This window comes from Marinobacter adhaerens HP15 (genome assembly GCF_000166295.1).
Lineage (GTDB): Bacteria > Pseudomonadota > Gammaproteobacteria > Pseudomonadales > Oleiphilaceae > Marinobacter > Marinobacter adhaerens.
Window position 1 is genome coordinate 937,115 of the sequence record NC_017506.1, and the last position, 24,680, is coordinate 961,794.

At 58.3% G+C, this 24,680-nt stretch carries 22 protein-coding genes; 13 read left to right on the forward strand and 9 right to left on the reverse strand.

The genetic code is table 11. The annotated features are described in order from the left end of the window. Positions 1-38: 38 nt before the first annotated feature. The 8 genes from HP15_RS04615 (at position 39) to HP15_RS04650 (ending at position 7,784) form a co-directional block, all read left to right on the forward strand. A complete protein-coding gene (locus HP15_RS04615) occupies positions 39-1,688 on the forward strand; it encodes an AMP-binding protein (RefSeq protein WP_014576407.1) in 1,650 nt (549 codons plus the stop codon). After that, a complete protein-coding gene (locus HP15_RS04620) occupies positions 1,685-2,101 on the forward strand; it encodes a PaaI family thioesterase (RefSeq protein WP_008175922.1) in 417 nt (138 codons plus the stop codon). Before HP15_RS04615 ends, HP15_RS04620 begins: the two co-directional genes overlap by 4 nt. Positions 2,102-2,230: 129 nt before the next feature. Continuing rightward, positions 2,231-2,908, forward strand: coding sequence for an alpha/beta fold hydrolase (locus HP15_RS04625; RefSeq protein WP_014576408.1), 678 nt, complete (start codon positions 2,231-2,233; stop codon positions 2,906-2,908). Between the two features lie 78 nt (positions 2,909-2,986). Then, positions 2,987-3,790: an ABC transporter ATP-binding protein gene (locus tag HP15_RS04630; protein WP_008175919.1), complete on the forward strand. Its 804-nt coding sequence runs from the start codon at positions 2,987-2,989 to the stop codon at positions 3,788-3,790. Next, entirely contained in the window at positions 3,787-4,509 is a 723-nt protein-coding gene (locus HP15_RS04635) for an ABC transporter ATP-binding protein (RefSeq protein WP_008175916.1), read from the forward strand. The genes HP15_RS04630 and HP15_RS04635 overlap by 4 nt, the downstream gene beginning before the upstream one ends. 72 nt (positions 4,510-4,581) lie before the next feature. Next, on the forward strand, positions 4,582-5,793 hold the full coding sequence (locus HP15_RS04640; protein ID WP_008175914.1) for an ABC transporter substrate-binding protein: 1,212 nt from the start codon (positions 4,582-4,584) through the stop codon (positions 5,791-5,793). Between the two features lie 105 nt (positions 5,794-5,898). Further along, positions 5,899-6,786, forward strand: coding sequence for a branched-chain amino acid ABC transporter permease (locus HP15_RS04645; protein ID WP_041645051.1), 888 nt, complete (start codon positions 5,899-5,901; stop codon positions 6,784-6,786). Between the two features lie 2 nt (positions 6,787-6,788). Beyond that, a complete protein-coding gene (locus tag HP15_RS04650; RefSeq protein WP_008175909.1) occupies positions 6,789-7,784 on the forward strand; it encodes a branched-chain amino acid ABC transporter permease in 996 nt (331 codons plus the stop codon). Between the two features lie 81 nt (positions 7,785-7,865). On the opposite strand, the gene HP15_RS04655 is transcribed toward HP15_RS04650, so the two are convergent. Continuing rightward, complete coding sequence (locus tag HP15_RS04655) at positions 7,866-8,393, reverse strand: hypothetical protein (protein WP_014576411.1); 528 nt, start codon at positions 8,391-8,393, stop codon at positions 7,866-7,868. Between the two features lie 113 nt (positions 8,394-8,506). Here HP15_RS04655 and HP15_RS04660 point away from each other — a divergent pair, with 113 nt between their 5' ends. Further along, complete coding sequence (locus tag HP15_RS04660) at positions 8,507-9,676, forward strand: efflux RND transporter periplasmic adaptor subunit (protein ID WP_014576412.1); 1,170 nt, start codon at positions 8,507-8,509, stop codon at positions 9,674-9,676. Further along, a complete protein-coding gene (locus HP15_RS04665) occupies positions 9,673-12,777 on the forward strand; it encodes an efflux RND transporter permease subunit (RefSeq protein WP_014576413.1) in 3,105 nt (1,034 codons plus the stop codon). Before HP15_RS04660 ends, HP15_RS04665 begins: the two co-directional genes overlap by 4 nt. A gap of 12 nt (positions 12,778-12,789) precedes the next feature. Here HP15_RS04665 and HP15_RS04670 read toward each other — a convergent pair whose 3' ends face one another. Continuing rightward, on the reverse strand, positions 12,790-13,563 hold the full coding sequence (locus HP15_RS04670; protein ID WP_014576414.1) for a DODA-type extradiol aromatic ring-opening family dioxygenase: 774 nt from the start codon (positions 13,561-13,563) through the stop codon (positions 12,790-12,792). A 24-nt stretch (positions 13,564-13,587) separates the two neighbouring features. Next, positions 13,588-14,028: a DoxX family protein gene (locus HP15_RS04675; RefSeq protein WP_014576415.1), complete on the reverse strand. Its 441-nt coding sequence runs from the start codon at positions 14,026-14,028 to the stop codon at positions 13,588-13,590. A gap of 105 nt (positions 14,029-14,133) precedes the next feature. Here HP15_RS04675 and HP15_RS04680 point away from each other — a divergent pair, with 105 nt between their 5' ends. Further along, positions 14,134-15,024: a LysR family transcriptional regulator gene (locus HP15_RS04680; protein ID WP_014576416.1), complete on the forward strand. Its 891-nt coding sequence runs from the start codon at positions 14,134-14,136 to the stop codon at positions 15,022-15,024. A gap of 24 nt (positions 15,025-15,048) precedes the next feature. Here HP15_RS04680 and HP15_RS04685 read toward each other — a convergent pair whose 3' ends face one another. The 5 genes from HP15_RS04685 to HP15_RS04705 form a co-directional block, all read right to left on the reverse strand. Then, a complete protein-coding gene (locus HP15_RS04685; RefSeq protein ID WP_014576417.1) occupies positions 15,049-15,876 on the reverse strand; it encodes an ABC transporter permease subunit in 828 nt (275 codons plus the stop codon). Next, positions 15,869-16,798: an ABC transporter permease subunit gene (locus HP15_RS04690; protein ID WP_041645054.1), complete on the reverse strand. Its 930-nt coding sequence runs from the start codon at positions 16,796-16,798 to the stop codon at positions 15,869-15,871. The genes HP15_RS04685 and HP15_RS04690 overlap by 8 nt, the downstream gene beginning before the upstream one ends. Positions 16,799-16,802: 4 nt before the next feature. Next, positions 16,803-17,921 carry a polyamine ABC transporter ATP-binding protein gene (gene potA / locus HP15_RS04695; RefSeq protein WP_014576419.1) on the reverse strand — a complete coding sequence of 373 codons (1,119 nt, stop codon included), beginning with the start codon at positions 17,919-17,921 and terminating at the stop codon, positions 16,803-16,805. Positions 17,922-17,924: 3 nt separating this feature from the next. Continuing rightward, complete coding sequence (locus tag HP15_RS04700; RefSeq protein ID WP_014576420.1) at positions 17,925-19,031, reverse strand: polyamine ABC transporter substrate-binding protein; 1,107 nt, start codon at positions 19,029-19,031, stop codon at positions 17,925-17,927. 302 nt (positions 19,032-19,333) lie between these two features. Further along, positions 19,334-19,660: a hypothetical protein gene (locus HP15_RS04705; protein WP_014576421.1), complete on the reverse strand. Its 327-nt coding sequence runs from the start codon at positions 19,658-19,660 to the stop codon at positions 19,334-19,336. Between the two features lie 255 nt (positions 19,661-19,915). Between HP15_RS04705 and HP15_RS04710 the strand changes: the two genes are divergently transcribed. Beyond that, a complete protein-coding gene (locus HP15_RS04710; protein WP_014576422.1) occupies positions 19,916-21,280 on the forward strand; it encodes a glutamine synthetase family protein in 1,365 nt (454 codons plus the stop codon). 75 nt (positions 21,281-21,355) lie between these two features. Here HP15_RS04710 and HP15_RS04715 read toward each other — a convergent pair whose 3' ends face one another. Continuing rightward, on the reverse strand, positions 21,356-22,873 hold the full coding sequence (locus HP15_RS04715; protein WP_014576423.1) for an aldehyde dehydrogenase: 1,518 nt from the start codon (positions 22,871-22,873) through the stop codon (positions 21,356-21,358). A gap of 181 nt (positions 22,874-23,054) precedes the next feature. Between HP15_RS04715 and HP15_RS04720 the strand changes: the two genes are divergently transcribed. Further along, positions 23,055-24,338, forward strand: a complete 1,284-nt coding sequence (locus HP15_RS04720) for an NAD(P)/FAD-dependent oxidoreductase (RefSeq protein ID WP_041645057.1) — start codon at positions 23,055-23,057, stop codon at positions 24,336-24,338. Positions 24,339-24,680 lie beyond the last annotated feature (342 nt).

Here is a 24,680-nt window from a genome sequence, read left to right on the forward strand (position 1 = left end):
ACCCGTGCTTTCAATGATAAAAACAACAGGAGTTGAGAATGAGCCTTCCGGAATATACCGACGTTTACAACAACTTCGATCCTGCTGCTCTGGAAGCGGACATCCTGGATGGACGTCTGGATAGCGGGCTCAACGTATGTCACGAAATCTGCGACAAATGGGCAGATGACCCGAGTCGGGTTGCGCTTTACTACGAAACCGAAGATGGCGGTGACGGCACTCTGACTTTCGCCGAGCTGAAAGAGGCCTCTGCGCGTTTTGCCAATTATCTGAAATCCCAGGGCATCGGAAAGGGCGACCGGGTGGCTGCACTCCTGCCGCGCACTCCGGAGCTGCTGATCGTTATCGCCGGAACCCTGCGTGCTGGTGCCGTGTATCAGCCGCTGTTCACGGCCTTTGGTTCCGGGGCCATCGAGTACCGGTTCGAGCGAGCCAGCACCAAGCTGGTGGTTACCAACCCGGAGAACTATCCCAAGCTGAACGATGTCAAAGTCTGCCCGCCGGTTGTGGGTGTAAATGCCAGTGAGATTGGCGCGGACATCCCTGACTTCGAAGAGACCCTGGCGGCCCAGTCGAGCGATTTCGAGCCTGTCATGATCAAGGGCGACGATCCGTTCCTGCAGATGTTCACTTCTGGCACCGTGGGTAAGTCCAAGGGGGTTGCGGTACCGGCCAAAGCGCTGCTGGCGTTCTACGTTTACATGAAATACGCCATTGATCTGCAGGATGGTGACAGGTTCTGGAACGTGGCCGATCCCGGTTGGGCCTACGGTCTTTACTATGCCGTGGTTGGGCCGCTGCTGATGGGCCACGCCACGCACTTCAACCCGGGTGGTTTTACCCCGGAATCCACCTACGACATGATCCGCAAGTACAAGATCACCAACCTGGCTGCGGCGCCTACGGCTTACCGTTTGCTCAAGGCAAACGATCACGTGCTGCCGGAAGGCGAGAACCTGGGCCTTCGGGTTGCCAGCAGTGCCGGCGAGCCTCTGAACCCGGAAGTGGTGAACTGGATTCGCAACCGTCACTACTGCCCGGTTAAAGATCATTACGGCCAGACCGAGACTGGCATGACCTGCTGCAACTTCCACGGTCTGGCGCATCCGGTCCGTGAAGGCTCCATGGGCTATGCCTCTCCTGGCCACAAGGTGGTCGCGCTGAACGAGAAAAACGAGGTTGTAGGCGAGGGTGAAGTTGGTCAACTGGCGGTTGACGTAAAAGCGTCCCCGCTTTTCCACTTCGACGGTTACACCTGGGGTGAAAAGGACCCGTTCGTTAACGGCTACTACCTCACCGGTGACATGGTCATCAACCACGGCAATGGCAACTTCTCCTTCAGTGGCCGGGATGATGACATCATCACCACGGCCGGCTACCGGGTGGGACCGGCAGACGTCGAGAGCACACTGCTCGAGCACGCCGCTGTGGCGGAGTCCGGCGTTGTCGGCAAGCCGGACGAAAAGCGCGGTTCCATCATCAAGGCTTATGTGGTGATCAAGGGCGATTACGCTCTTGGAGACGAACAGGCCCTGAAAGACGAACTGCAGGAGTTGGTGCGTCGCAGGCTCTCGACCCACGCCTTCCCCCGGGAGATTGAGTTTGTCGATGAGCTGCCGAAGACTCCCAGCGGCAAGATCCAGCGGTTTGTCCTGCGTAATCAGGCCAAGGAAGAAATCGGCGCATGATCATTACGTTCGAAGAGCTGCAGGCCTTCCTTGACGAGCAGTTTCCGCAGGGGGAGGCCTACGGCACCCTGCAGAAGCTCGGGGATGGCTGGGCAGAAATGAAACTGGAAGTGGATGAGGCGCATCTCAGGCCCGGGGGCACCGTCTCCGGGCCGGCCATGATGGGGCTGGCGGATGTCACCCTTTATGCGGCGCTGTTGAGCAAGATTGGCCTGGTTCCCCTGGCGGTGACCACCAATCTGAACATTAATTTTCTGCGCAAGCCGGTGGCGCATCAGCCTATCTGGGCCCGTGCCACCATGCTGAAAGTCGGCCGTACCATGGGCGTGGGCGAAGTGTTCGTGTACTCGGAAGGTGCCGAAGAGCCGGTTGCCCACTCCACCATGACCTATTCAATTCCGCCAAACCGGTAATGCCATGCAGATTCGTGACATGATGGTGCCGATAGGCGACGGTATTGAGCTGGAAGTCAGGCGAATCCAGCACGCGGAACCGAAAGGGCCGGTGCTGGTTTTCTCCACGAGTCCCTGGGCAGCATCGCCTTGTGGCGTAAGTTTCCGGAAAAGCTCGCGAAAGCAACCGGCTGCGACGCGCTGATCTACAATCGTCAGGGCTATGGCCATTCTCCCGATGAAGAGCTCCCGCGCCCACACGATTACCTTGAGACAGCTGGCGAACAGTGGTTGCCCCGTCTCCTGGACAAGCTCGAAATCAGGGATGTGGTGCTGATAGGGCACAGCGACGGTGGTTCCATTGCCCTCGTGACTGCCGGCACCATGGGGGGCCGTGTAAAGGCGCTGGCGACCATGGCGGCGCACATCTATGCCGATCACCTGACCCTCGCTGGTATCGAGGAAATGGCCGTGCGTTACCGGGAGACGGATATCCGGGATCGGTTGGCGCGCTATCACGGCAACCGGACTGACGATCTTTTCAACGCCTGGCAGACAGTCTGGCGTGACGAAGGGTTTCAGGCGGCGATGGATTTCAGTCGCTGGCTGGCGGCAATTGAATGTCCGGCTATTATCATTCAGGGAGAAAACGACGAATACGGAGTGCCGGAGCAGGTCACGGATATCGTTGCCGGCATCGGACCAAAGGCCCGCGGCGTTCTTCTCGAGGATGCGGGGCACTCGCCACACCTGGAAAAGCAGGACCAGGTAGTAGAACTCCTATACGACTTTTTGCGTAGCGAGAGTGTACTTAAAAACTGCAATTAAGTGTTGACGTTTACGTATACGTCAATCTAATCTGGTAGTCAGATAAAACGCACAACAATAACAAAGGTAGATTGGCTCATGAGTGAACAGTACGTTCTGGAGACCCGTAACCTTGTCAAAGAATTCAAGGGCTTTGTTGCGGTCGACGACGTGAACCTGAAGGTCCAGAAAGGCCACATTCACGCCCTGATCGGCCCCAATGGTGCCGGCAAGACCACGGTCTTCAATCTGCTCACCAAATTCCTGATCCCGACCCGGGGCCAGATCCTGTTCAAGGATCAGGACATCACCACCATGAAGTCCGCCGCCATTGCCCGCCAGGGCATTGTTCGCTCGTTTCAGATCTCAGCCGTATTCCCACACATGACCGCGCTGGAGAACATCCGGGTAGCCTTGCAGACGTTCGAGGGCACCTCCTTCAGTTTCTGGAAATCCGGTAACTCCCTGCACAAGCTCAACCAGCGTTGCATGGAGCTCCTGGACGCCGTGGGCCTGGCTGAATTCGCCAACACCACCACCGTTGAGTTGGCGTACGGGCGCAAACGGGCGTTGGAACTGGCCACCACGCTTGCCATGGAGCCCCAACTTTTGTTGCTGGACGAGCCAACCCAGGGCATGGGTTCGGAAGACGTTGATCGCGTTGTGGAACTGGTACGCAAGGCTGCCGAGGGACGAACTGTCCTGATGGTTGAGCACAACCTCAGCGTAGTCAGCAAACTGTGTGATCGCATCACTGTACTGGCTCAGGGCGCTGTTCTGACCGAAGGCGATTACGCGACGGTTTCCGGCGATCCACGGGTTCGCGAGGTGTATATGGGCAGTGATGGTAGCGGCGAGCGCGGCACCACCGCCGACAATGATCAGGCGGAGGCGGCGCAATGACCACGAAATCCGACCGCGAGTACGAACAGCTGCGACTGTCCGGATTGCACGCCTTTTACGGCGAATCTCACATCCTCCACGGCATCGACATGGTGGTGAACCGCGGGGAACTGGTGACTTTATTGGGTCGCAATGGCGCGGGCCGTAGCACAACGCTCAAAGCCATCATGAATATGGTTGGCCGGCGCACCGGCTCCATTATGATCAATGGTGAGGAGACAATGTCCTGTGCACCTCATCATATTGCCAGGTTGGGTGTCGGGTATTGCCCCGAACATCGGGGCATTTTTTCCTCACTCAGTGTCCAGGAAAACCTGACACTACCGCCAGTTGTGCGTAGCGGCGGCATGAGCCTGGAAGAAATCTACAACATGTTCCCCAACCTTTATGAACGTCGCTTCAGCCAGGGCACCAAGCTGTCCGGCGGCGAACAGCAGATGCTGGCCATGGCGCGTATTCTGCGCACCGGCGCCAACATGCTGTTGCTGGACGAGATCACAGAGGGCCTGGCCCCGGTTATTGTAGAAAAGCTGGGAGAGGTCCTGATTGCCCTGAAAAACAAGGGCTTGACCATTGTCCTGGTTGAACAGAATTTCCACTTCGCAGCACCGTTAGCCGACCGTCATTACGTTGTTGAGCACGGTCAGATTGTGGAAGAAGTCAGCGCCAACGAACTGAGTGCAAAACAGTCGGTGCTGGATGGCTATTTGGGGGTCTGATCCCGGATAGGACGAGAGCAAGAAAAGTAACAACAACCCGAACCAACGCAAGACAGTAGCGGAGATACAACAATGACAATGATGAAAAAGCTTCTGACATCAGCCGTTGCATCAGCCATGATGGTAGGCGGAGCCCAGGCGGCCATTTCCAACGACACGGTCAAGATCGGTTATCTGGCGGACATGTCCGGCACTTACCGTGATCTGGCAGGCCCCAACGGGCTGAAAGCCCTGGAAATGGCGATTGCCGATTTTGGTGGCCAGGTAAATGGCGCCAAGATTGAAGTGGTGAGCGCCGATGACCGTAACAGCCCGGATACCTCATCCAGCACCGTACGTCGCTGGGTTGAGAACGAGGATGTCGATCTCGTAGCCGGTATGGTGGCTTCCTCTGTTTCCATCGCCGTGAGCAAGATTCTGGAAGAGCACGATCGCCTCGGTATCATTTCCGGTTCAGCGGCTTCCAGCATCACCAACGAGCACTGTACCCCGAACCACATCCACTACGTTTACGACACCTATCCGCTGGCCAACGGCACCGCCAGTGCGGTCGTTAAAGAAGGTGGCAAAACCTGGTACATGCTGACTGCCGATTACGCTTTCGGTCATGCTTTGGAAGGCGACGTGACTCGCGTGGTCGAAGCCAACGGTGGTGAAATCATCGGTTCAGTGCGTCATCCGTTCCCCACTCAGGACTTCTCATCGTTCATCCTGCAGGCTCAGGCATCCGGTGCTGATGTTATCGGTCTGGCAAACGCCGGCGCCGACACAACCAACGCCATCACCACCGCCAGTGAGTTCGGCGTAACCCAGTCCGGCCAGACTCTGGCGGCACTGCTGCTGTTCCTGACTGACGTACATGCGCTTGGCGCTCAGACGGCCCAGGGTATCCAGCTCACCACCGGTTGGTACTGGGACATGAACGATGAAACCCGTGAGTGGTCTGATCGCTTCATGGAAGAAACCGGCGTGCGTCCGACCATGGTTCACGCTGGCATCTACTCCAGCGCCATGCAGTACCTGAAAGCCGTAGAGGCCACCGGTTCTGACGATGCCCAGACTGTGCGCAAGCAGATGATGGACACTCCGATCAACGACATGTTTGCCAAGAACGGCAAGATCCGCGTTGACGGCCGCATGGTGCACGATATGTACCTGGCGGAAGTGAAGACCCCGGCCGAGTCCAAGAACGAGTGGGATCTGTACAAGATTCTGCGGACCATCCCGGCCGAAGAGTCCTACCGTCCGCTCTCCGAGAGCAAGTGCAAGCTGGTCAATAACTAAAAGCGACCGTTATGGGTTCGTCCTGCAACAGGGCAGGGCGAACCCATGAAAACGGAAAAGAATAAAGCCAAAAACAATCCCTGTGCTGCTTCTGGAGTTAGCCCAATGTCCATGATTTTCGGCGTCCCTTTAGCTGTGCTATCCGGCCAGCTCCTGATCGGGATAATCAACGGCGCCTTTTACGCCCTTCTGAGCCTTGGGCTCGCGGTCATCTTCGGTCTGCTGAAGATCATCAATTTTGCCCATGGCGCCATGTATATGCTCGGCGCCATGACCACCGTCCTGATGTTCGACTATCTGGGCGTGAATTACTGGGTCGCCTTATTGCTGGCGCCACTTCTGGTTGGTGCCTTCGGTGTCGCCATTGAATATTTTCTGCTGCGTCGCATTGCGGGGCAGGACCATATCTACAGTCTGCTGCTGACGTTCGGCGTCGCGCTGATCATCTCGGGTGTTCTGGTGAACTGGTTCGGGGTTTCCGGGCTACGCTATACCATGCCGGACATGTTCAAGGGTGGCGTAAACCTCGGCTTCATGTTCATGCCGTACTACCGGGCCTGGGTCATCGTAGCGGCACTGGTCGTCTGCTTTGCAACCTGGTTCGTGATTGAGAAAACCAAGCTGGGCGCCTACCTGCGTGCCGGCACGGAAGACTCTCAATTGATGCAGGGTTTTGGCATTAACGTGCCGCTTCTGATTAGCCTCACCTACGGGTTTGGTGTTGCGCTGGCAGCCTTTGCAGGTGTTCTGGCCGCGCCCATCTACTCGGTGACACCGGTCATGGGGTCGGCCACACTGATTACGGTCTTCGCCGTGGTGGTTATCGGCGGTATGGGCTCCATCGGCGGCGCCATCATCACCGGTATTCTGATGGGCGTGATTGAAGGGCTCACCAAAACCTTCTACCCGCCGGCATCCTCGGCGATCATCTTCCTTGTCATGGTTCTGGTTCTTATGTTCCGGCCCAGTGGCTTGTTCGGTAAGGAGGCATAACCATGAATCAGCCAGTCAATTCCGCCGACATTCACAAGGCTATCGTTCAGGAACAGGCCGCTCAGGATCGCAAAAAGATGATGCTGAACGGTGTCCTGCTGCTCCTCCTGCTAGCGGCACCGTTCATGATCTATCCGGTCTTCCTCATGAAGATCCTGTGCTTCGCGCTGTTTGCGGTGGCGTTCAACCTTCTGTTCGGCTTCACCGGCCTGTTGTCATTTGGCCACGCAGCCTTCCTGGCCACAGGGGGCTACACCACCGGTTATCTGCTCAGTAATTACAGCGGGCTAAGCACCGAGATGGGCATCATCGCCGGTACGCTGGCGGCCACAGTGCTTGGTACTGGCTTTGCGTTGCTGTCGATTCGTCGCCAGGGTATCTATTTCGCGATGGTAACTCTGGCGCTTGCCCAGCTTGTGTTCTTCTTCTTCGTCCAGTCTGAATTCACGGGTGGTGAAGACGGTATGCACGGCATTCCCCGTGGCGAGTTGTTGGGCTTCATCAATCTTGAAGACAACCTGAACATGTATTACTTCGTCCTGGCGGTGTTCATCGCCTGCTACCTGTTGGTACAGCGTATCGTCGGTAGTCCGTTCGGCCAGGTGCTGAAGGCGATCAAGCAGAACGAACCCCGTGCCGTCTCCCTGGGCTACAACGTGGATCGCTACAAAGTGCTCGCGTTCGTCATCTCGGCGGCCCTGGCCGGTCTGGCCGGTTCCATGAAGTCTGTGGTGTTCCAGCTTGCCTCCCTCAACGATGCGCACTGGCATATGTCGGGCGAGGTCATCCTGATGACTCTTGTTGGTGGTATGGGAACACTGTTGGGCCCGGTGGTTGGTGCCACCTTCGTGGTGAACATCGAGTACCAGTTGTCCCAGGGTGCCCTGCGTGACTGGGTGGACCCAATCCTCGGCGGGATCTTCGTCCTGACGGTACTGGCATTCCGTAGCGGTATCGTGGGAGAGATCCAGAAGTTCGTGAAAAAGAACCTGGGCTGACGCCTGCTTTAGCCAGGAAAACAAAAAGGGCCACCTCTGGGGGTGGCCCTTTTTGTTGTTCAACTGGCAGGGTTTCTCGGGTTAGAACTCCGCCAAACGACTGGGTGTACCCACATACACATAAACCGCTGAATCGCCGCGGAAGGCCACCTTGTGAACCGATACATTCGGTTTCCCAGCCTCAGCCGCGCTGAACCGGGTGACCATTCCTGCATTCATCCCATCCCTCGTTCTTTCCCCTTCCGTGCTTGACCAGCTATCACCCAGGCACTGCCCCATCCAGTTTACAGCCGTGTCGTACCTGGTGGTCGCCACCTCGTCGTTGGGAGTATTGCCGGAGCAGACGTAGGCGCTGTCGTTATTGGCCCAGCTCCAGACTTCGCAGTGTCCGCGGATTATCTGTTCTTTGGCATTGTAGACAGTTACCGAGCTGAAACTATTGGAGCTGCCACGGTAAGCCTCAAAACCAGAGGGGTAATCAGCAACGATGCCTTTCAGTGAGGCGCAGGGATCGTCAACGCCCAGTGACAGCGTGTTCTGAATTGAGCATCCCGCCAGGGAAAGCCCGATGATGACGGAGGTAAATTTTACGGTTTTGGGGATTTTCATTGAGTGGATCTCTGAAACGAACGATTCAGGGAAATATAGCAAAGATTCGACTAATCTTATTTTCGACTTGATTGAACCCCGCCAAGAGACTGCCATTTCAGGGAAGACAGACGATGGAAGGCTATAAAAATTTCCGCATTGCCGTAGTTTCAGTGTGTGCAGGTTTGTTGTTGGCAGGCTGTTCCGAGCCTCAGGAGCCAAAGCAAACCAGTCCCGTTGCCGTTTCCGTGGTGGTACTTGAGGCCAGTGAAATCCGGCCTTCCCGGGAGTTTGTTGCCAGAACGGCCGCTTCTGCCAAAGCGGATATCACGCCGCGCATAGAAGCGGAAATCCGGGAAATTCTTTTTACCGAGGGCGCGAAAGTCAGCCAGGGCGAGCTCCTGATCCGGCTTGAGGACACTCGCGCAAGCGCTGATCTCCAACAAGCTGATGCTGAACTGGCTGCGGCCCGCGCCGAAGTGGATTCTGCGAGCCGAAATCTGAAACGAGGGGAAGAAGTGTCGGAGAAAGGCTTCCTGTCGGCTGCGGACCTGGACAAACTCAAAGACCGCTTCAGCGCAGCTGAAAGCCGCCTCCAGGCTGCCCAGGCGGCCGTTCAGAAGGCCGGAAGTAACCTCGAGTACGCTGAAATACGCGCACCCTTTGATGGCTGGATCGGCCGCCTGAACTATGACGTAGGAGCCGTGGTCAGTCCCTCTTCTGGAGCAATAACCTCTATCCAGGTGACCGACCCTGTCTACGTCGAATTCCAGATCAATGAGGCTGACTTTATCAACTTCCGCCGCAGGGGAGCGGAATCTGCTCAAGCGCTATCCAGATCCCTGGGGCTCTATCTTACCCTGCCAGACGGCGAACGCTATGAGCAGGCTGGTGTGCTGGACTTCGCCGACGTGCAGACGGACGCCAGCACCGGCACCGTTGCGATGCGAGCGGTCTTTCCCAATCCCGACGCGGTGCTCGTGCCAGGCCTCTACGTAACGCTCCGGGTTGAGGGGCAGTCCGGAGAACCGCAGGTGCTCGTTCCTCAAGTGGCGGTTCAGGAAACCATTGAAGGCAAGTTTGTTCTGGTGGTTGATGACCAGAACCAGGTTGCCCAGCATTTTATTCAGACCGGCTCTCGGGAAGGCGCGCTGCTGGTCGTCAATTCAGGGCTCGAAGCCGGTGACCGGGTGATTGTCGAGGGTCTGCAGAAAGTGCGGCCCGGGGTTACGGTCAGCCCCGTTGAAAAACAGATTGACCAGCAAACCGGAGCGCTCATCCAGATGGGTGGGGCTGGCCAATGATCAGCCGGGTTTTTATTCATCGACCGAAGTTTGCGTTTGTTATTTCCATCCTGATCACCCTGGCCGGGTTGCTGGCGTTACGCATTCTGCCGGTCAACATGTATCCGGACATGGCCCCGCCCCAGATCCAAGTGAACGCCTCGCTTCCCGGCGCCAGTTCCCAAGTGGTGGAGGAGGCGGTTATCCGGCCGGTAGAGCAGCAGCTGAACGGCGTGGAGGGCATGATCTATATCGAATCCACCGCGTCCAGCGATGGCACGGCCAAGATCACCCTTACCTTCGAGAGCGGCACCGATACAGACATTGCCCAGGTAAACGTCCAGAACCGCGTTGCCCTGGCGGAACCGTTTTTGCCCGATGAAGTCCGTCGACAGGGCGTGGTGGTCAGCAAGCAGGCTGGCAACATGCTGATGGGTATAAACCTGACCTCCGAGCGACCGGATCTCGACGGCGTCTTCCTCAGCAACTACGCCTCCAATAACCTTGTCGAAGCCCTTGGTCGGGTGCCAGGGGTAGGGTCGGCGGAAGTGATGGGCGCGAAAGACTACAGCATGCGAGTCTGGCTGGATCCCCGCCGGATGGCTTCGCTGGATGTGACCGTTGCGGAGGTTGCCGCTGCGCTCCGGGAGCAGAATCAGATTGTCGCGGCGGGTAAACTCGGCCAGCCGCCCGTGCCTGCGGGCCAGCAGTTTGTCTACAGTATCCAGACCCGGGAACGCCTGTCAGATCCCGACGAGTTCGCTCAGACCATTCTCCGCTCCAGGCCCGATGGCGGATTTGTGCGCCTGAGGGATGTGGGGCGTATCGAGCTGGGTTCCCGTTCCTATACCTCCACCGCGAAACTGAACAATCAGGACACCGCATTCCTGGTGATATACCAACTGCCCGATGCCAATGCGCTGGAGGTCGCGGAGCGGGTAAAGGCCCTGGTTGAAGAGGCCTCAGTCAGTTTTCCGGCAGGCGTGAATTACACTGTTCTGTACGACACCACCGAATTCATCAGCCGCTCCATCAGTGAAGTCATCGTTACCCTGTTCCAGGCCGTCGGCCTGGTGATCCTGGTGGTGTTCCTGTTCCTGCAGAACTGGCGTGCCACGCTGATTCCGAGTATTGCCATCCCGGTTTCCCTGATCGGCACCTTTGCGGTTATGTCAGTGCTTGGCTATTCCATCAACACCATCACGCTGTTCGGGCTGGTGCTGGCGATCGGCATCGTGGTGGATGACGCCATTGTGGTTATCGAGAATGTGGAACGCATCCTTGCGGAAGAAAAGCTGCCCATCCGCGAGGCGGTCACCAAGGCGATGGCGGAAGTCACAGGGCCGGTAATTGCCACCACGCTGGTATTGCTGGCGGTGTTCGTGCCTGTTGCGTTCATGCCCGGAATAACCGGCAAGCTTTACCAGCAGTTTTCGGTCACCATTTCGGTGGCCGTGATCATTTCCTCAATCAATGCGCTCACACTGAGCCCGGCCCTTTGTGTTGCGCTGCTTGGCAGGAGCGGGGACAAGGCCATTGGCTGGCTCCGGCCTTTCGAAGTGGCGATCACGCGAACCACCAGTGGCTATTCAAAGCTGGTTGTGCAGCTCCTGCGCAAAGGGGCGCTCGTGGGCGTTGCCCTGGCGGTGATTCTGGTTGCCGGTGCCGGCCTGTTCAAATCAGTGCCTTCGGCGTTCGTCCCGCCGGAAGATCAGGGCTTCCTGTTCGTGGATGTGCAGTTGCCCGATGCTGCTTCCCTGGAGCGCACGGAAGCCGTGCTAACCAAAGTAACGGACATGGTTCTGGAAGACCCGGCAGTAACGGACTTCATTACGGTATCCGGCTTCTCGCTGCTGGGTGGCGCATCCTCAAACAATGGCCTTGGCATTGTGATGCTGAAAGACTGGGAAGAGAGGGAAGATGCCAGTCTGGGTCTGGGGGCGGTCATTCCCAGACTGTATTCCAGGCTCTGGACAATCCCCGAGGCACAGGTGATGGTCTTCAATCCGCCTCCGATCCCCGGGCTGGGAACCTCATCCGGCTTCGACTTCCGCCTTCAGGATAATCAGGGCAGGGACGTCTCGGAGCTGGCGCAGGTTATGAATGGACTCATCTACGAGGCCAACCAGAGTGAAGCGCTTTCCCGGGTATACAGCACCTACCGCGCGAACATTCCGCAGTACCTGCTGGAAGTCGAGAGGAACAAGGCCAAGGCTCTGGGTATAGAGCTCTCCGATATCTTCTCTACCCTGCAGACCCAGCTTGGCTCGCTTTACGTGAACGACTTTACCCGTTTCGGCAAGAACTACCGTGTGCTTCTGCAGGCGGAAGGCGAGTTCCGACAGCGCCCCGAAGACCTGTCCCATTACTTTGTCCGCAACCGGGATGGCGACATGGTGCCGCTGACCACGCTGGCCTCGCTCAAACCCGTGCTCGGGCCCTCAAGCATCCAGCATTTTAACCTGAAGCGCTCGGTAACCATCTCCGGGGAGGCGGCGCCGGGCTTTGCCAGTGGCGACGCCATTGCGACCATGGAAGAGCTGTCACAGAGCCTGCCTCAGGGGTATGAGTTCAGTTGGGCCGGCCAGAGCCTGCAAGAGATTCAGGCGGGTAACCTGGCGGGGGTTATCTTCCTGCTGGCCCTGGTGTTTGTGTACCTGTTCCTGGTGGCGCAATACGAAAGCTGGACCCTCCCGGTGGCGGTGCTTGGTGCGGTGCCACTGGCCCTTGCCGGCGCCATGGCGGGACTCTGGCTGGTGGGGCTGGCGAACAACATCTACGCCCAGGTGGGCCTGGTGCTGCTGATCGGACTCTCCACCAAAACCGCGATTCTCATTGTGGAATTCGCCATGCAGTTGCGCCAATCGGGCATGTCCACCGCGGAGGCAGCCCAGAAAGCCGCTGTCCTTCGCTTCCGGGCGGTATTGATGACAGCCCTGTCTTTCGTGCTTGGCGTGCTGCCGCTGGTCTTTGCCAGCGGCGCTGGTGCGGCAAGCCGGGTTAGCCTCGGTATCACGGTTCTCAGTGGCATGGTTGCCGCCACCGTTCTGGGTACATTGCTGGTGCCGGTGTTTTACAAATGGATCCAGTCTGTCCGGGATCGCCGCCAACCGGCGGCATAGTCCGCTGATAGTTCAGGCCGAATGCCGGAAAACAAAGGCATCCATGGCCAGCACACCGTGTTCGATCCCGCCATCAATCAGCACGCCGGGTTGCTGCTCCCCGGCTGCACCGGCAGCCACCAGCAAAGGCAGAAAATGCTCGGTGGTCGGGTGCGCCCGCGTGGCATGGGGAGCCTCCTCCAACGCTGATATCAGTTGCTGATGGTCGCCGTCCTGCACTTTGGCACGGACCCAATCCGTGAATTCCCTCGCATACCCGGATGCGTTCGGGTCACCCCAGCGAACGTCGTACAGATTGTGGGTAAGGCTGCCTGATCCGACAATAAGCACACCCTCATGCTCGAGCGGCTGCAGGATCTGACCCAACCGCCAGGCAGACGCAGGCCCAAGATCCGTTGGCATCGAAACCTGGAATACCGGCACCGAGCAATCGGGGAAAAGGTGCATCATTGGCACCCAGGCCCCGTGATCCAGCCCCCGGGTCTCGTCAGCCCGGGCGCTCCAGCCCACTGCCTCCAGCAACGCCAGGGCGGTGCGCGCCAGTTCCGGGTGGCCGGCTGCCGGATACTCAAGATCATAGAGTTCGGCTGGAAAGCCGCGAAAATCGTGAATCGTCTCGGGTGTTCCGGAAACGCCTACCCGGATTTCCGGCGTCATCCAATGCGGTGAAACCACCAGCACCGCTTCGGGCCTGGTAAGGCGTTTGCCCAGCTCCGTCAGGGCCGGGCCAGCCAGGCCCGGCTCCAATGCGAAGGTGGGAGCGCCGTGGGAAACAAACAGACTCATGATTGCTCCTCCGGTGGGTCCCAGTTATCGGGCGGCAATCGCGCGATCAATGGACGCGCGGCCTGCGCCGCTGAATACCAGGGATACGGATACGGCGAGCAAAGCCAGGCCAAACTCGTACCCATTGTTGCTCATGAACAGGCCGTTGCCGATATGAACGCTGAAAATAGCGATCAGCATGGCGAATGCCAGTACCGCGCTGGCAGGGCGAACCAGCAGGCCGATGATCAGAGCCAGGCCACCAAAGAATTCCGCACCACCAGCCAACAGCGCCATCAGGTAGCCGGGGCTGAGCCCGATGGAATCCATCCACTGACCGGTACCCTCCAGCCCGTAGCCGCCAAACCAGCCGAACAGTTTCTGGGCACCATGGGCGGCAAAAATGATACCGACAGGGATCCGGAGGGCCAAAGCGCCCCAGCCTGCGTCAGTGGCGATCAGTTTGTTCAGAAATGCGTTGTTCATGATGAATCTCCTTGGAGTGTGTTTTGAGCATGGGAATACTTTACAAATATCAATAAACGGGATAAACGTAGCTTTAATGAATTAACTGTTCCGGAATTTGAAACAATGGATCGATTGCTGGAGATGCAGACGTTCTGCAACGTGGTTGAGGCTGGAAGCTTTGTGGCTGCGTCGGAGAGTCTGGGGATGTCCAAGGCCGCTGTCTCGCGTTATGTCAGCGAACTGGAAAGTCGTCTCGGGGTTAGGCTGCTGCAACGGACCACCCGCCGCCTGTCGCTGACGGGGGAGGGCGAAGTGTTCTATGTCCGGTGCCGGGAGTTACTGGCTGGCGTTGAGGAGGCAGAAGCGGAAATTACCTCCCGCAATGATGTCGCGCGGGGCACGCTCAGGGTGAACGCGCCGGTCAGCTTCGGAATAAGCCACCTGGCGCCTTTGTGGGGAGAATTCCACGCCCGCTATCCGGACGTGGAGCTGTCGATTGATCTATCAGACCGGCTGGTAGACATTGTTGAAGAAGGCTTTGATATGGCCATCCGCATTGCCACACTGCAAAGCTCCACGCTGGTCAGCCGACGGATCACCTCCACCCGGCTCATTGCCTGCGCCTCTCCGGATTACATCGCCACCCATGGCTCCCCAGCCAAACCGGAAGATCTGGCCAGCCACCGGATCATCGGTTATAGCAACTTCACTACCGGCAATGACTGGCCCTTTGAAGGCCCGGAAGGCGCCACCAGCGTGCGGGTGCGGCCGTGGATGTACGCCAACAACGGTGAAACCTGCTGCGGTGCTGCCCTGGCCGGCCAGGGCATTGTTCTCCAGCCCGGCTTTCTGGTGCATAAAGATCTCGAAGCCGGGCGGCTGGTGGAGCTGATGCCGGCGTACCGTTCCACTGAGCTTGGCGTATACGCCGTCTATCCCACCCGCAAGTTCGTCACACCCAAAGTCCGTGCTCTGGTTGACTACCTAGTCTCTGCTTTTCCCGATTCCCTGTGAAGGCAAGGGCCAGCCCCCCGGACGCTAGGCGTCCGGTGTCTGAAGCCGCTTATGCTCCGCCCGGCGCATCAGGTACCAGGCAATAAACGCGATCAGCGATACCGCCACGATAATCAGCGTAGCCAGTGCGTTGATCTTCGGCGAAACCCCCATCCGTACGGAGGAAAACACCACCATCGGCAGCGTGGTTGCACCCGGGCCGGACACGAAGCTGGCAATCACCAGGTCATCCAGCGACAGGGTGAAAGCCAGCAGCCAGCCGGACACCAGTGCCGGCGCAATGACTGGCAGCGTGATCACGAAAAAGGTTTTCAGGGGCGTGCAGCCCAGGTCCATGGCCGCCTCCTCGATAGAGCGATCCACCTCCTGTAAACGGGCTGATACCACTACCGCCACATAGGCACTGCAGAAGGTGGTGTGGGCAATCCAGATGGTCGCCATGCCACGATCCACTGGCCAGCCGATGGTCTGGGCCATCTGGACAAACAGCAGCAACAGTGACAAACCGGTGATCACCTCCGGCATAACCAGCGGTGCGGTAATCATGCTGGATAGCAGTGTGCGCCCTCGCATCTTCTTGAAGCGGGTGATCACGAACGCACACAGCGTACCCAGGCACACCGCCATGCTGGCGGAGTAGAAGGCAATTCGCAGGCTCATCCACACAGCAGAGAGGATCTGTTCATCTCGGAACAGCTCGCCGTACCAGTGGGTGGAAAATCCGGCCCAAACCGACACCAGCCGGGACGCGTTGAACGAATACACGATCAGCACAAACATGGGCAGATACAGGAACAGCAGGCCGAGAACCAGCATCACTTTCGAGAAACTGAACGAACGTGATTTAACCATGCTTTTCCATCTCCCGGGCCTGGAACCGATGGAACAGCACGATCGGCACCAGCAGTAACAACAGCATCACGATCGCGAGGGCAGACGCCACCGGCCAGTCGCGGTTGTTGAAGAACTCCTCCCACAACACCTTGCCGATCATCAGCGTATCCGGCCCGCCCAGCAGTTCCGGGATCACGAACTCGCCCACCGCGGGAATAAACACCAGCATCGAACCGGCCAGAATGCCGGCCTTCGACAGGGGCAGGGTAATGGCCCAGAAGGTGGTCAGGCTGCGGCAGCCAAGGTCTGATGCCGCCTCCAGCAGGCGCACATCCAGCTTCACCAGGTTGGTGTAGATGGGCAGCACCATGAATGGCAGATAGGCGTAGACAATGCCCAGCACCACCGCGAAGTTGGTGTTCAGCATCTTGAGCGGCTGATCGATAAAACCCAGCCACATCAGAAAACTGTTCAGAAGCCCCTGATTGCCGAGGATACCCATCCACGCATAAACCCGGATCAGGAACGAGGTCCAGGAGGGCAGCATTACCATCAAAAGCAACACCAGTTGCCAGTGTTTTGGAGTCCGGGCCATGGCGTAGGCCATGGGGTAGCCAATGAGCAGGCACATCACCGTTGCCAGGAATGCTGTCTTCACCGACCCCCAATAGGCGGCGAAATACAGGCTGTCTGAAAGCAGGAACAGGTAATTGCCAATGTTCACCACCACCGACAGGGTGTTGTCCACCCACCGGAATACGGGCTCGTAAGGGGGGATGGCCATGACCGCCGAGGTCAGGCTGATCTTCAGCACCAGCGCAAAAGGCAGGAGGAAGAACAGCAGCAGCCACAGGAACGGGATACCGAACACCACCCGGCGATTAAACAGCACTGCACGCACCCGCTCGGTAAGAGGGGTGGGTAAAAGTTTCCGTCTCATTGGCTCAGTTCCAGAGCAGGATGGGGCTGGAGGCTTCCCAGGATACGAATACCCTGTCGCCCCAGGTTGGCCGCTCGCCACGGCGTTCCACGTTCGCCATGGTCGCCTGAACGCGTTTGCCGCTGGCCAGCTTTACGTAGTAGGACGTGATGTCGCCCAGATAGGCGATGTTGTCCACCGTTCCGCAGCTCCAGTTGTTCTCGCCGTCCGGTTTGTCCGGGGTCAGGTAGATCTTCTCTGGGCGCAGGGCCACCAGTGTTGCGGTACTTTCCGCCGGCGTGGTCACGCCGCGATCAATAAAAACCGGGGCGTCCAGCAGGTCGCTGGTCAAAGTAACGCTGTCGGCCTCGTCTTCCCGGATGTGGGCCTCGAAAATGTTCACCGAGCCAATAAACTCTGCCGTCATGCGGCTGTTCGGGCTCTCATAGATGTCGATGGGCGAGCCGATCTGGGCAATCCGGCCCTGCGCCATGATGGCGATGCGGCTGGCCATGGTCATGGCCTCTTCCTGGTCGTGGGTCACCATCAGGCAGGTGGCACCCACATTTTCAAGAATTTCCACCAGTTCCAGCTGCATTTCGGTACGCAGCTTTTTGTCCAGGGCGCCCATGGGCTCGTCCAGCAACAGCAGCTTGGGACGTTTGGCCAGTGAGCGGGCCAGGGCAACGCGTTGCTGCTGACCACCGGAAAGCTGCTGGGGTTTGCGCCGGGCATAGGGTTCCATCTTGACCAGCTTCAGCATGGCGGCCACCCGGTCGCGAATTTCGCTTTTCGGCAGCTTGTCCTGTTTCAGGCCCATGGCAATGTTCTGCTCCACCGTCATATGGGGGAACAGAGCATAGGACTGGAACATCATGTTGGTCGGGCGCAGGAACGGTGGCAGAGCTGTAACGTCCTGGCCGTCGAGCATGATGGAGCCGGCGTTGGGCGTTTCAAAACCTGCGAGCATGCGCAGCAGGGTGGACTTGCCGGAACCGGAACCACCCAGAAGGGCAAAGATCTCGCCTTTGTGGATGTCCAGGTTCACATTGTCCACGGCCAGCGTGCCATCAAAGCTTTTGGAGATGCCCCGAATGCTGAGTAACACCTCCGCTTGCGCGGAGGTGTTGTTGCCGTTTTCCACCGCTTAACGACCAGACTTCACGTTGGTCCAGGTGCGGGTCATCAGACGCTGGGCGTCCTGAGGCCGGCCTTCCATGATGTACAGCTTCTTCATCACCTCATCGGTGGGGTAGATGCTGGTATCGCTCAGAATCTCCGGATCAACGAATTCGTTGGCCGGCTTGTTCGGGTTGGCGTACCACACATAGTTGGTCACGTCCGCGATGATTTCCGGACGCATCAGGAAGTTCATCAACTTGTGGGCGTTCTCAACGTTTGGTGCGCCGGCCGGGATGGTCATCATGTCGAACCACAGCACTGCACCTTCTTTGGGAATGGTGTAGCGGATCACGTTGCCGTTCTCGGCTTCCTCGGCGCGTGCGGCGGCCTGCAGGATGTCGCCGGAGTAACCGGCAGCCACACACAGGTCACCGTTGGCCAGGTCACCAATGTAACGCGACGAATGGAAGTAGGTGATGTTCGGGCGAATGGCCTTGATCACCTCACCGCCTTTTTTGATGTCGTCGGCGTTGTTGCTGTTCGGGTCCAGGCCAATGTAGGCCATGGCAGCACGAACCATTTCCTCGCCGGAATCCAGCATGGCAATACCGCAGCCGCCGGTGGCAAGCTTGCCGGTGACTTCAGGATCGAATACCAGGGCCCAGGAATCGGTGGGAGCGCTGTCACCCAGGATTTCCTGGATACGGCCTTCGTTATAGCCATAGCCGTTGGTGCCCCAGAGATAAGGCAGAGCAAACTGGCTACCCGGGTCAACCTTTTCCAGATCGTCCATCAGATCCGGGTTGAGGTTGCTCATGTTCGGCAGCTTGCTGTGGTCCAGCGCTACGAAGGCGTTGGCAGAAATCTGCTTGGCCACATAGTGGTTGGACGGCACAACAAGATCGTAGCCGGAACGACCGGAAAGCAGGGCGGCTTCGAGGATCTCGTTACTGTCGTAAACGTCGTAGATCACCTTGATGCCGGTTTCTTCCGTGAACTTCGCCAGGGTGTCCTCGGCGATGTAATCGGACCAGTTGTAGACACGCACTTCCTCGGCGGCAAACGCGGAAGAGGCACACAGAGACAACGCAACAGAGGCGGCCAGCGCCTGTGGCTTACACAACTTCAACATTGGATGATGTCCCTCACTCAAAAGGGATAAATACAAAACGTGCAGGACGCACGCGGTGTTGTGCAGGTCTGCTGAGGGTGGCCGCAGGTGGCTGTTGTCCCGGGAAGAACCGGTCGCCGCCTTTTGACTCCTTTAAGGCTTGTCCTGGAAACGGCGGTGGGGAACCTGCCGAATTCTCGCGATATTTATCATGAGATCGCGGAATGCGCTACGGAAATTTTTGCTGACCGATTCGGAGTTATGCGTATGCGGCGCGCGCTTTGCTTCAGAACAAAGGCGCTTTCCGGGTATTCCTATTCAAATCAGTCTTGTATGCAGACTTCCTGGCTCCGTGCAGACAGGCTCCGCCATTTCTCTGTGTCGCTGTCGCGCACCCGCTCCAGGTAACGAATAACATCCAGGAAATGCTTCCGGGTCGCACCCATGGCCTGGGCTTCTTTACGGTGCATGCCGGAGAGATAACGTAATGCCTGGTATTCCTCAGAGCCTTTGTCCGCAGACTCGCTGATAACAGCCAGGTGGGAAGAGCAGAAAATGTGGGCGTTGCGTTTATTAAAGTCGACCGGCTCAGCCCAACTGCCGGTGCTGAAGGTGGCTAGAATCAGGGTCAGGCCTGCGAGAGTTTTCATGGAACGTGGCTCCCTTGCGTGGCGTTAAGTGGCTGCGCTGCTCGGTATGCAACCTCTGCATGCTATCACATCGGGAAAGGACGGTTTCCCCGGGACCGGCTTTGGGCAGCTGTCGTCTTAATTGCCCGGAATCCGGGCAAAATACGGTATGTGCGTATCTTGCCAAATGCTCAGGAAACCGGGATAAAGGAGTGTTGAAACCCCTGCGCCGGCTCCTCGGCACCAGGCCTGTTTGCGTTGTGGATGGCTTCCCTTATGGCTTCTGGTTCTTCGAGTGCCGACTCGTTCCTTCAGGCACACCCCGAACTGCAGTTTGTTGATCTGCTGATCCCGGATATGAATGGCATTGTTCGCGGCAAGCGGGTAGACCCGTCTGCGCTGGCGAAGGTGTTTGAGCGCGGTGTGGCTATGCCGGCGTCCATCTTTGCCCTTAACATTCAGGGCACTACGGTGGAAGAAACCGGCCTCGGCCTGGATATTGGCGAGGCAGACCGTGTCTGTCTGCCCATTGAAAATACCCTCACTATGGAACCGTGGCAGAAGCGGCCCACTGCGCAACTTCTGTTGACCATGTATGAGCTGGATCGCGAGACACCGTTTTTCGCAGATCCGCGGGTGGTCTTGCAGAACATTATCAAGCGCTTCGAGGATTTGGGGCTGACTCCCGTGGCGGCCTTTGAGCTGGAGTTTTACCTGATTGACCAGGAAAACCTCGCCGGTCGGCCTCAGCCACCCAAATCACCCCTCTCTGGCAAGCGCCCGGCGGGCACGCAGGCCTATTCCATTGATGATCTGGACGAATATGCAGAATTCCTGGCGGACGTGCTGGATGCCGCCCATGAGCAGGAATTGCCGGCGGATGCGCTGGTAGCCGAGTCCGCGCCCGGGCAGTTTGAGGTCAACCTGCACTACGTGGATGACGCCGTGCAGGCGTGCGACCACGCCACTCTGCTGAAGCGTCTGATCAAGAACATGGCCTACGACCATGAAATGGACACCACGTTCATGGCCAAGCCCTATCACAACCAGGCCGGCAGTGGCATGCACCTGCACGTGAGCCTGGTGGATGGCGAAGGCCGAAACGTGTTTGCCGGCGACGCCGAGCAGCCAAACGACATGCTGCGCTGGGCCGTGGGTGGATTGGTCGCCACCATGAACGACGCCATGGCCTTGTTCTGCCCCAATATCAATTCCTACCGCCGGTTCAGTCCGGAGTACTACGTGCCCAGTGCTGCCACCTGGGGCGTGGACAACCGCACTGCATCGCTGCGTCTGCCGGGCGGTGATCCGGAGGCCCTGCGGATTGAGCATCGGGTCGCCGGTGCCGATGCCAACCCGTATCTGCTGATGGCTGCGGTGCTGGCGGGTATTCACTACGGCATCTCCAACAGGATAGAGCCACCACCGGTCACCGTGGGTAATGCCCATGAACAGCACGAAGCCTCACTGGTGAATAACCTGCGGGATGCCTTGCGGGAGCTGGGGCAATCGAAAGTGATGGCCGATTATCTCGGCAGCCAGTTTCTGGATGTGTTCGTCGCCTGCAAGGAGCATGAACTGAACGAATTCGAGATGACCATCTCCGATCTCGAATATCTCTGGTACCTGCACACGGTCTGATCAATTCCGGGATAAAAAAACGGCGCCTTGAAGGCGCCGTTTTTCGTTTGCGGGACTGCGACTAACTATTCCGAACTACTCCAGCACCAGCCAGGTGGCTTTCAGTTCCGTGTACTTGTCGAAGGCATGCACAGATTTGTCGCGCCCGTTGCCGGACTGCTTGAAGCCACCGAAGGGTGCGGTCATATCGCCGCCGTCATAGTGGTTAATCCACACGCTGCCGGCTCGCAGGGCCTTGGCTACCTTATGGGCGGTATTGATATTGGAGGTCCACACCGCCGCAGCCAGGCCGTAGATAGAATCGTTGGCAATGGCAACGGCTTCGTCTGCGGTATCGAACCCGATGACAGAAAGCACCGGCCCGAAGATTTCCTCCGAGGCAATGCGCATCTGGTTATTCACCCCGTCAAACACCGTGGGCTGAACAAACAGGCCGCCCGTGTTTTCCAGAATCCGCTGCCCACCTTCCACCAGGCGTGCGCCCTCAGATTGCCCGATGCCGATGTAGTCTATGATCCGATCAAGCTGGGCCTGATCCACGATCGCGCCACAGGTAGTCGCCGGGTCCAGCGGATGGCCGGGACGCCAGGTTTTCAGGGCCTCGCATATCAGCCTTACAAACTCGGCACGAATGCTGTTCTCGACCAGCAGGCGACTGCCGGCAGTGCACACTTCGCCCTGATTGAAGGCAATGGCACTGGCCGCCTCGGCAGCGGCCTTTTTCAGGTCTGGCGCATCGGCGAAGACAATGTTGGGGCTCTTGCCACCGGCCTCCAGCCATACCCGTTTCATGTTGGATTGGCCGGCGTAGATCATCAGTTGCTTGGCCACATTCGTGGACCCGGTAAACACCAGGCAGTCCACGTCCATGTGCAGCGCCAGGGCCTTGCCCACGGTGTGACCATAGCCTGGAAGCACATTGAAAACGCCGGCGGGAACGCCCGCTTCCCCGGCCAGGGCGGCCAGGCGAATGGCGCTCAGGGGCGATTTCTCGGAGGGTTTCAGTATGACGGAATTACCAGTAGCCAGGGCCGGGGCAATTTTCCAGGCCGCCATAATCATCGGAAAGTTCCAGGGCACGATGGCCGCCACCACACCCATCGGCTCACGGGAAATCATGCCGATCTGGTTGTGAGGCGTGGGGGCAAGTTCGCCGTAGACCTTGTCGATGGCCTCTGCGGTCCAGCGGATTGCCCGGGCGGTGGCCGGCACATCCACGTTGCTGGCGTGGTTGATGGGTTTGCCCATGTCCAGGGTTTCCAGCAGGGCAAGCTCGTCGCCGTGGGCTTCGATAAGCTCAGCGAACCGGAGCAGCACCGCCTTGCGTTTTGCCGGTGCCAGCTGGCTCCAGATGCCTGCCTCAAAGGCGGCCCTTGCAGCCATAACGGCCTGGTCGGCATCGCTCTGATCGCAACTGGCAATAGAGGCCAGTTCGCGCCCGTCAATCGGGCTGACCGAGGTAAACGCCTCGCCGTTGGCCGCCCATTGATAGGTGCCGTTCAGATAGGCGCGGCCCTCCAGAGTGAGGTTTGTGGCCAGGGCCTGCCATTCGGCCTGGCTGGTCGGTGTGGAAGAGCTGACGGGTTGATTCATGGGCGCCTCGCAGGCTGTAGAGTTGAGCAATCATAGCAGCACTTTTATCCCCAGGCGCCGCCCGCGATATAGGTATAAGAACGTGTCTTTCCGAACGCGCGGCGCTGGCATAGACTTCCTGCGGCGCGCATCGTTGCAGCCTGATCCTGAACGTCTCTATCACCTTTTCTGGCGTCACATAATGATCGAGTATCCCCCGGTTCCCTCGTATTACGCAGCTTCCGCCAATTCGGCCCCTGTGCGCCCGGCGCTGCGAGGGTCTTGCGAGGCCGATGTTTGCGTCGTCGGTGCCGGTTACACCGGCCTTTCGACAGCACTGTTCCTGGCGGAAGCCGGTTTCCGGGTGGTGGTTCTGGAGGCAGCGACGGTCGGCTGGGGTGCTTCGGGGCGCAATGGCGGCCAGATCGTTAACAGCTTCAGCCGGGATCTGGACAGTATCGAACGACAGACCTCTCAAGACCACCTGAAACTGCTGTCCGAGATGGCCTTTGAGGGCAGCCAGATCATTCGCCAGCGGGTGAAGAGTTACGGCATTCGGTGCGACCTGAAAGAAGGCGGTATTTTCGCAGCGCTCAATCCAAAGCAGCTCAGGCACCTGGAGTCTCAGCAAGCGCTTTGGCGCCGGTTCGGTTATGACCAACTGGAACTGTTGGATAGGAATGCCATCCGTTCCCGGGTTGGCACGGAACGGTATGTCGGCGGCGCCATTGATCACACCGGCGGCCATATTCATCCGCTCAATCTGGCTCTCGGCGAAGCCGCGGCCCTCGAGTCGCGTGGCGGCGTGATTCACGAGCACTCCACAGTAACGAGCATCGCCCCCGGTAAAACCGTAACCGTTAGAACCGACATGGGCGAGGTGAGAGCGCAAACGGTTGTCCTGGCGGGCAACGCCTATCTTGGCGGCCTGGTGCCGGAGCTGGGGGCCAAATCCATGCCCTGCGGCTCGCAGATTATTGCTACCGAGCCGTTGGAGGAGGCCGTTGCCAGGCAATTGCTGCCGAACGACAACTGCGTCGAAGACTGCAACTACCTCCTGGACTACTTCCGGCTGTCGGGTGACAACCGCCTGATCTACGGCGGTGGCGTGGTCTACGGCGCCCGCGACCCGGCTAACATCGAACGGCTGATTCGCCCGAATATGCTGAAAACCTTCCCGCAACTGGCGAATGTGAAGATCGATTACGCCTGGACCGGCAATTTCCTGCTGACCCTGTCGCGCCTGCCACAGCTCGGGCGCTTGCACGAGAATGTGTTTTACTCCCAGGGTTGCTCCGGCCATGGGGTTACCTTCACACATGTGGCAGGCAAGGCATTGGGACTGGCAATCCAGGACCAGGCGGAACGGTTTGATGCGTTCGCCAGCCTGCCGCATTACCCGTTCCCGGGTGGGCGCGCCTTCCGGGTGCCGTTGACGGCGATGGGAGCCTGGTACTATGCGCTGCGGGACAGGTTGGGCGTTTGAGTCCCCGGAAAACTGTGAAACGGTACCCATTTCATCAACGTTTAAATTTGTAATCAGTCGGCCCGCTATTCGCTCCCGGTCCACAGCCGGGATTTAAGCGAATTGTGAAAAGCGGATCTAAAACAATGCCTTATGTTCGGAAGTCCGGGCTCCATGCTGTAACCTTCCATCACAACGTGTATCCCTCCGTAAACGCCAATTTTCTGACGTAATCCCGCCGAAAAATCCGGAACTGCGCCGCATATAACCGAAAACTGCCGCTGTAATATTCGCTCAAATTCGTCAAATAAATGGTGTGAATCAATGTCAAATTGCGGCAAGAAATTAACGAAGCAAGGACTG

What these genes read in the sequence shown, in the direction of transcription:
- HP15_RS04710 (WP_014576422.1), top strand. Translation starts at nt 19,916, where the DNA reads ATGGCTTCTGGTTCTTCGAGTGCCGACTCGTTCCTTCAGGCACACCCC.
- HP15_RS04615 (WP_014576407.1), top strand. Translation starts at nt 39, where the DNA reads ATGAGCCTTCCGGAATATACCGACGTTTACAACAACTTCGATCCTGCT.
- HP15_RS04700 (WP_014576420.1), bottom strand. Translation starts at nt 19,031, where the DNA reads ATGTTGAAGTTGTGTAAGCCACAGGCGCTGGCCGCCTCTGTTGCGTTG.
- HP15_RS04715 (WP_014576423.1), bottom strand. Translation starts at nt 22,873, where the DNA reads ATGAATCAACCCGTCAGCTCTTCCACACCGACCAGCCAGGCCGAATGG.
- HP15_RS04660 (WP_014576412.1), top strand. Translation starts at nt 8,507, where the DNA reads ATGGAAGGCTATAAAAATTTCCGCATTGCCGTAGTTTCAGTGTGTGCA.
- HP15_RS04630 (WP_008175919.1), top strand. Translation starts at nt 2,987, where the DNA reads ATGAGTGAACAGTACGTTCTGGAGACCCGTAACCTTGTCAAAGAATTC.
- HP15_RS04640 (WP_008175914.1), top strand. Translation starts at nt 4,582, where the DNA reads ATGACAATGATGAAAAAGCTTCTGACATCAGCCGTTGCATCAGCCATG.
- HP15_RS04645 (WP_041645051.1), top strand. Translation starts at nt 5,899, where the DNA reads ATGTCCATGATTTTCGGCGTCCCTTTAGCTGTGCTATCCGGCCAGCTC.
- HP15_RS04665 (WP_014576413.1), top strand. Translation starts at nt 9,673, where the DNA reads ATGATCAGCCGGGTTTTTATTCATCGACCGAAGTTTGCGTTTGTTATT.
- HP15_RS04635 (WP_008175916.1), top strand. Translation starts at nt 3,787, where the DNA reads ATGACCACGAAATCCGACCGCGAGTACGAACAGCTGCGACTGTCCGGA.
- HP15_RS04655 (WP_014576411.1), bottom strand. Translation starts at nt 8,393, where the DNA reads ATGAAAATCCCCAAAACCGTAAAATTTACCTCCGTCATCATCGGGCTT.
- HP15_RS04685 (WP_014576417.1), bottom strand. Translation starts at nt 15,876, where the DNA reads ATGGTTAAATCACGTTCGTTCAGTTTCTCGAAAGTGATGCTGGTTCTC.
- HP15_RS04675 (WP_014576415.1), bottom strand. Translation starts at nt 14,028, where the DNA reads ATGAACAACGCATTTCTGAACAAACTGATCGCCACTGACGCAGGCTGG.
- HP15_RS04620 (WP_008175922.1), top strand. Translation starts at nt 1,685, where the DNA reads ATGATCATTACGTTCGAAGAGCTGCAGGCCTTCCTTGACGAGCAGTTT.
- HP15_RS04690 (WP_041645054.1), bottom strand. Translation starts at nt 16,798, where the DNA reads ATGAGACGGAAACTTTTACCCACCCCTCTTACCGAGCGGGTGCGTGCA.
- HP15_RS04705 (WP_014576421.1), bottom strand. Translation starts at nt 19,660, where the DNA reads ATGAAAACTCTCGCAGGCCTGACCCTGATTCTAGCCACCTTCAGCACC.
- HP15_RS04680 (WP_014576416.1), top strand. Translation starts at nt 14,134, where the DNA reads ATGGATCGATTGCTGGAGATGCAGACGTTCTGCAACGTGGTTGAGGCT.
- HP15_RS04650 (WP_008175909.1), top strand. Translation starts at nt 6,789, where the DNA reads ATGAATCAGCCAGTCAATTCCGCCGACATTCACAAGGCTATCGTTCAG.
- HP15_RS04720 (WP_041645057.1), top strand. Translation starts at nt 23,055, where the DNA reads ATGATCGAGTATCCCCCGGTTCCCTCGTATTACGCAGCTTCCGCCAAT.
- HP15_RS04670 (WP_014576414.1), bottom strand. Translation starts at nt 13,563, where the DNA reads ATGAGTCTGTTTGTTTCCCACGGCGCTCCCACCTTCGCATTGGAGCCG.